Annotated in this window: 7 protein-coding genes; 5 read left to right on the top strand and 2 right to left on the bottom strand. The window is 44.2% G+C overall.

The features are described 5' to 3' along the window. Nucleotides 1-79: 79 nt before the first annotated feature. Nucleotides 80-2119: a bifunctional diguanylate cyclase/phosphodiesterase gene (locus tag R7Q38_RS14890; protein ID WP_005380112.1), complete on the bottom strand. Its 2040-nt coding sequence runs from the start codon at nt 2117-2119 to the stop codon at nt 80-82. Nucleotides 2120-2482: 363 nt separating this feature from the next. On the opposite strand from R7Q38_RS14890, the gene R7Q38_RS14895 reads away from it, so the two are divergent. Both R7Q38_RS14895 and R7Q38_RS14900 read left to right on the top strand, forming a co-directional pair. Then, nucleotides 2483-3010, top strand: coding sequence for an SCP2 domain-containing protein (locus R7Q38_RS14895; protein ID WP_005394645.1), 528 nt, complete (start codon nt 2483-2485; stop codon nt 3008-3010). Beyond that, nucleotides 2994-3497: a GNAT family N-acetyltransferase gene (locus R7Q38_RS14900; RefSeq protein WP_005380119.1), complete on the top strand. Its 504-nt coding sequence runs from the start codon at nt 2994-2996 to the stop codon at nt 3495-3497. Before R7Q38_RS14895 ends, R7Q38_RS14900 begins: the two co-directional genes overlap by 17 nt. Nucleotides 3498-3559: 62 nt before the next feature. On the opposite strand, the gene R7Q38_RS14905 is transcribed toward R7Q38_RS14900, so the two are convergent. Beyond that, the gene (locus R7Q38_RS14905) at nt 3560-4006 is read right to left on the bottom strand and encodes a hypothetical protein (protein ID WP_239938363.1); all 447 of its coding nucleotides are present in this window, start codon (nt 4004-4006) and stop codon (nt 3560-3562) included. Nucleotides 4007-4165: 159 nt separating this feature from the next. Here R7Q38_RS14905 and R7Q38_RS14910 point away from each other — a divergent pair, with 159 nt between their 5' ends. The 3 genes from R7Q38_RS14910 to prfC all read left to right on the top strand — a co-directional run. Continuing rightward, a complete protein-coding gene (locus R7Q38_RS14910; protein ID WP_239938364.1) occupies nt 4166-4564 on the top strand; it encodes a DNA polymerase III subunit psi in 399 nt (132 codons plus the stop codon). Between the two features lie 12 nt (nt 4565-4576). Next, nucleotides 4577-5032, top strand: a complete 456-nt coding sequence (rimI, locus tag R7Q38_RS14915) for a ribosomal protein S18-alanine N-acetyltransferase (RefSeq protein WP_005386430.1) — start codon at nt 4577-4579, stop codon at nt 5030-5032. A 285-nt stretch (nt 5033-5317) separates the two neighbouring features. Further along, nucleotides 5318-6376, top strand: a 1059-nt coding sequence (gene prfC / locus R7Q38_RS14920; RefSeq protein WP_318114271.1) for a peptide chain release factor 3, incomplete at its 3' end; no start/stop codon positions are given.

Here is a 6376-nt window from a genome sequence, read left to right on the forward strand (position 1 = left end):
ATAGCGAAATTGACCTAAGTTAGGTTTAGCTCAATAAAGTCGATATTTACCCCTTGCGAGTAAGGGGATCGGGTCGGGGTTAGTTCTTGTGACGACGATTCTGTACAAACAGCTCTTCAATTTCATGTTTTGGCTGCGGGCGATAAAAATGGAATCCTTGAATCGCATTACATTGAAGGTTAGAGAGCAAAGTAGCTTGCTGATGGGTTTCCACCCCCTCGGCAACGACAGTTAAGTCGAGCGACTTACCTAGGTTAATGATGTTTTCAATCACAGTGACTTGTTTCGGTAGTGTGTCGATATCATTAATAAAAGCGCGGTCGATTTTTAGCTCGTCAATAGGGAAACGCGCTAAGTAAGAAAGAGAAGAGTAGCCGGTACCAAAGTCATCGATAGAGAGAGCGAAGCCAAGCTTTTTAATCGCATTCAACATTTGCAGTGTATGTTCGCTATCACTCATCACTGCACTTTCGGTTAGCTCGAAGGTAATACAGCTTGGATCAAGCTCGGTAGTGCGAAGCAGCTTTTCCATAAAGTCGATCAGCTGTGGGTTGCCAAATTGCTCGGGAGAGAGGTTGATGGCGACACGGCCTGGCAGTATGCCTTGTTGCTTCCAACGTTTTACCGTATTGAAAACATCACGCATCACGACACGTCCAAGGTGTTCGATTAACCCAGCGCGCTCGGCGACAGGAATGAATGAGCCAGGACTAATGTACCCTTCGACTGGATGCTTCCAACGAACGAGCGCTTCTGCGCCGTTGATACTGAAGTCTCGCGCGTTAACCTTAGGTTGATACCACACTTCCAAACCGTTCTGCTGCAATGCTTTTTGCAGTTCGATTTCGAGCCACAAACGCATACGCGCTTCTTTGTTCATTTGATCGTTAAATTTGATCAGACGATTTCTACCACGATCTTTGGCTTCATACATCGCAGTATCGGCATTTTGTAGTAGGATTCGCGCATCTTGTCCGTCTTCAGGGTATCGAACGCTACCAATTGAACAGGCAAGGCGTTTACTGAAGTGGTGCAAGTCGAAAGGTTGGTTGATCAACGAGATAATGCGATCGGACAAAATTTCAGCCATGCGGGTATTTTCTGGCTCCGGCAGAATGACGCCAAACTCATCGCCACCCAAATGACCAATAATCGCTTGGTTTGGTAGTAACCGTTTAAGACGGGCCGATACCTCTTGAATCACTTTATCGCCAATATGGTGACCAAGTGAGTCATTAATGTTTTTGAAGTTATCGATATCCAAATAGAACACCAGAAGCGGTGTTTGCTTTTTGATCAGCTGTTCCAAACGTTTGGTGAAGCCAAAGCGGTTGTAGAGTTTGGTGAGCGAGTCAATGTGTATGTCTTCATTCGATGCAGAAGACAGGTTTTTGGGCGCATCATCAGCATCTTGGATTAGGATAATTTGAGATTCGCTACCTAATATCGCCGTGGAATCCGCGTGTAGCTGAACTTTCCGTTCAAAGCCGCATCTTGCGCTGGTTAAGCAGACAAAAGGTTTGTCAGAAATTAATGTACTCAATCGATGACTAAATACCTTTTTACTGTTTTCATCGATGAATAAACGACTTAGCTCTTCGCCCAACAATTCATGAGGAGAGTTAAGTCCGAGAAGGCGCGCTGATGCGGGGTTCGCAGAGATGACAATATCATCTTCGATAAGCAGTAAGCCGTCTGGTAGCAGTTGTGTTAACTTCGCAAACTTACTTTCGGACTCTTCTAAGGAGCGAACGAGTATCTGCTTTTCTGAAGTATCGACAGCGTGAAAAACAACAAAGCGAATGTCGTTACCTTCAAAAACTGGCGAAAGACTAAAGTGAAGACTGGTTTCAAGGTCGGTTTCATCGAGCGTGATTTCGGCTTCGACATGTGCCCCTTTGAACGCGCGCTGATAGTATGGTGCAAGCTTCTTATAAAACTGTTCACCCAGCACTTGGCAATCGTTTAAGCCGACGATTTCCTCATGACTTAAACCTGCGATATCGCAGTAACGGTCACTTACCATTCGATAATTGTGTTTTTTATCAAGAATGGCAAAGAAGAAAGGGCTATTTGAGGTTAGCGTGGCAAACCAATGTTTTAATTGCTGGGAAGGCATTAGGGTATTACCGATCTCCAATGAGCCAGATTATTCGTCCGTGTATAAAAAGCGACACCCTGATAAGCCTGCGGCGATCTACCACCAAGCCAAAGTGTTACTTGCCATTAAAGGGCTCGCGGTTTTAGCTGTGCAGTCGACAATCACATGGATACGCTCAGATAACTATAACTTTGAAAATACGGTTGTAAAAGTGTTTATCCACCTGTTCGCATCAATAATACACGTAAGTTCAAAAAAAGAAGCGTTAGTGAGCAATAAACCACCAATCTAAAATAAGCACTTTATTGATACATAACAGTAATCTCATCGCCACGATTGCTTAATATAAGCAACCTAATGACAAAGTAACGGATAATGAACGTGTTAAACAAGATTCGCAGTCAACTAGTAAAGAACGCAGCTAATATTTTGCGTTCTCCAGTCCAGTTATTACCACAGCCAATTCAGCAAAAAGCGTTGCTGGAAGGGCTAAAAATGGTGTTTAAAGAAGCCTTGGAAGATGGTGACTTTGAGTTCCTTGAAGACAAGTGGTTAAAAGTTGCGATTAAAGACTTGAACTTAGCATGGTACATCAGCTATCAAGACGAAAAATTGGTGGTAGCTGAAAAACCAGTTCAGGAAGATGTGAGTTTTAGTGGTAATCTAAACGACCTAGTACTGATTGCTGGTCGTAAAGAAGACCCTGACACACTGTTCTTCCAACGTCGCCTTTCAATTGAAGGTGATACTGAGCTTGGCTTAGAAGTGAAAAACTTAATGGACAGTGTCGACTTAGAGCAGTTACCGAAAGCAATGCAAGTCGCTTTGAATCAATTGGCTGATTTTGTTCAGAAAGGAGTTCAAGCGCCTGCACAACCAACCGGAGTAGCGAATGCTTATTCGAACTGAAGCCCCAGCGGACATTCTTACCATTGACCGCTTATTGAAACACGCCTTCCCGACGGAAGCTGAAGCTGAGCTTGTGATGCGTTTGCGCGAAAACAGCAAATTCACGCTTTCCTTAGTCGCGTGTACAGATGAGGGAGAGGTGATAGGCCATGCTTTATTTAGCCCTGTGACCTTAAATGGTGAAGATTTGTCATGGCAAGGGCTAGCGCCATTAGCTGTTCATGAAGATTACCGTCGCCAAGGCATCGCTGCAGAGTTGATCAAAGAAGGTTTTGATTCACTGCGTGATTTTGGCTACCCAGTGTGTGTGGTGTTGGGCGATCCTGATTATTACGCGCGCCAGGGTTTTCAATCATGCGACGAGATGGGCTTTGAATGTGCTTGGGATGTCCCTAAAGGTGCATTTCGAGTCGCAGAGTTGGTCGAAGGTCAATGTGCTGGACGCTCCGGACGCATAGACTATGCGCCAGAGTTCTCTGAACTGTAAATGAAAGAAGCCCACGACTAAGTGGGCTTCTTTCTTATTCACTGAAAACTGAGATAGGGAGGTTAGGATGACTGGTTACTTTTCTTTTTGCCCCAGACCTCTATTTTCGCTTTTTTACTTACCCCTAGCAGGCTGAGTTTTGTGCTTCCCCAGCTACTGTAAGTCATTTCAATCTGTTTTAGCTTGGCTTCTTTTGTACCTGGAAGGCTCCAGGCACGAGTCGACAATCCGCTTGTTAGTACGCCCATAGAGGAAAGCTTTTTCTCACTACCATCTGTCATGACGACTTTTAAACCATTAATGTCTACCGTTCCTTGCACACATTTTAGTTTTATTTTACTGAAGCTTCGGTTTCGGAATAGGCTATTTGGTGTCACGGTATCTTTTTCTGTATGAAAGTTAACGGTTTTCGTTGCAATCAGCTCCCACTCATCGCTGTTATTAGCAAAAACACTCATGCTGGTGGCGGCTACCAGTGTGCAAAGTAGTAGTGTATTTAAGAATTTCATAATGTACCTTATATGTCATACCCAATGTGTGGCCGTTGGCAAAACGCTATGTTAAGGAATATCCAAATCATCTCATTGTGTTCAGGTGTTCCTTGAAGTCCTTTAGGTATAATCGCGATAATTTGATAGGATTGCCCTCGTTCAAATAGGTGACGGAAAATGTCAATTAACGAGAAACAGTATTTACGTGAAATGGGGATCAGCACATGGGAGCTGGTACACCCTGAAAGACTGGAAGGCTATCAATCGCCATTATTGGATTTGCAAAGTTCATGTAAACTCCTATTGGTATCGCCAATATGTCCAGAAAACGAGACGGCATTGATGTTTGAGCGCGTATTAAAAAGCATTAAGCTCACGCTTGATGATGCGCTGCACCTAGAGCCTGAGCGCTTATCCATGCTGGGTGAACATCAGCTAGAGTGGGTGTGGTTTGCAGGCTGTGAGGCTGATAAAAGCATCAAGGCAAAGCACCTGGTCTCGCCACTATTACAAGATATTGATGGTAATAACGAACAGCGCCGCGCATTGTGGCAACAAATCTGTTCGTACTCTTAACGGAGCTAATGCGTGACAATTGAAATTACGCCGATGCGTGCAGAGCACCTCGACCAAGTTTGGCAAATCGAGCAGCAAGCACATTCTCACCCTTGGGCCGAATCTTTGGTTCGTGACTTATCCAGTCGCGGTGCTTGCCATCATGTGATGCTGGAAGGCTCTCAAGTGGTTGGTTACTTCTATGGACAGAATATTGTTGGAGAAGTGACACTATTAAATATTGCAGTAGCGCCTTCTCAACAGGGCAGAGGGCTAGGGCAAAAGTTGCTGGACGCGTTTATTGAACACTGTGAACAAGCCAAAGCAGAGAGTGCTTGGTTAGAAGTGCGTGAAAGTAATCACCCAGCTATCCATATTTATGAGCAAGCAGGTTTTAATGAAGTGGACCGTCGTTACAACTATTACCCAGCTAAATCGGGAAATGGTAAGGAAGACGCCATTATCATGAGTTACTTATTTTTGAGTTAGTTTTAGGCCGTTACTAATTACCTCATCAACACTTATGCTTTAAATGCGTATCCGGATTCGAGGCTTTTGAATATGTAATAATAATTTTTTGAATTTTTACATCTCTTTGTGTGGAGCTGGCTTTCCCTTGTTAGTTGCAGGTAAAGGCTGGTGAGCCGAGTAAATTCAGTTCATATCTTTCCAGTTTGCTAGCACAGCGATAATAAGCGAGAATACCGCACAATATCGAATAGTAGATATGCTTGCCTATTTTGTGAGCATGAAAGTAATTTAGAAGATTAACTAATGTCAAATCCCCTTTTTTTAGGCGAAGTGTCTAAGCGCAGAACGTTCGCTATTATTTCTCACCCGGATGCGGGTAAAACCACCATTACTGAAAAAGTCCTTTTATTCGGAAACGCGATCCAAAAAGCAGGTACGGTTAAAGGGCGTGGTAACGCACAGCACGCAAAATCAGACTGGATGGAAATGGAAAAAGAACGTGGTATCTCGGTAACCACTTCTGTAATGCAGTTCCCTTACAATGACTGTCTGGTAAACCTACTTGATACGCCTGGACACGAAGACTTCTCGGAAGATACATACCGTACGTTAACGGCAGTAGACTCGTGTTTGATGGTTATCGATGCGGCGAAAGGTGTCGAGGATCGTACACGTAAGCTGATGGAAGTAACGCGTCTGCGTGACACGCCAATCGTAACCTTCATGAACAAACTTGACCGTGACGTTCGTGATCCAATGGAAGTATTGGACGAGGTAGAAAACGAGTTGGGCATGATGTGTGCGCCAATTACATGGCCAATCGGCTGTGGTAAAGAATTTAAAGGTGTGTACCACATTCACCGTGATGAAACGATTTTATACGAATCAGGTCACGGTCATGAGATTCAAGAAGTTCGAATCATCAAAGGTCTCGATAACCCAGAGCTTGATGAAAAAGTTGGTGCAGGCCTTGCGGAAAGTGTTCGAGAAGAGCTTGAGCTTGTTATGGGTGCTTGCCCTGAGTTTGATTTGGAAATGTTCCTAACAGGTGATCTTACGCCAGTTTACTTCGGTACTGCATTAGGTAACTTTGGTGTGGATCATATGCTAGACGGTCTAACTGAATGGGCTCCAGCGCCGAAAACTCGTCAAGCGGTTGAACGTGAAGTTGAAGCGACTGAAGAGAAGTTCTCTGGTTTCGTATTTAAGATCCAAGCGAATATGGACCCAAAACACCGCGACCGTATCGCATTCATGCGTATTGTATCGGGTACTTACACGCAAGGTATGAAGATGAACCACGTTCGTCTTGGCAAGCAAGTGAGTATCTCTGATGCAGTAACCTTTATGGCTGGTGACCGT

Origin of the sequence: Vibrio sp. Vb0598 (genome assembly GCF_033338935.1) — a bacterium.
In the GTDB taxonomy this organism is placed as follows: domain Bacteria; phylum Pseudomonadota; class Gammaproteobacteria; order Enterobacterales; family Vibrionaceae; genus Vibrio; species Vibrio alginolyticus.

Bases quoted from the DNA above. Each gene is read 5' to 3' on its own strand.
- R7Q38_RS14890 (WP_005380112.1), bottom strand. From the start codon at position 2,119: ATGCCTTCCCAGCAATTAAAACATTGGTTTGCCACGCTAACCTCAAAT.
- R7Q38_RS14900 (WP_005380119.1), top strand. From the start codon at position 2,994: ATGCTTATTCGAACTGAAGCCCCAGCGGACATTCTTACCATTGACCGC.
- R7Q38_RS14905 (WP_239938363.1), bottom strand. From the start codon at position 4,006: ATGAAATTCTTAAATACACTACTACTTTGCACACTGGTAGCCGCCACC.
- R7Q38_RS14910 (WP_239938364.1), top strand. From the start codon at position 4,166: ATGTCAATTAACGAGAAACAGTATTTACGTGAAATGGGGATCAGCACA.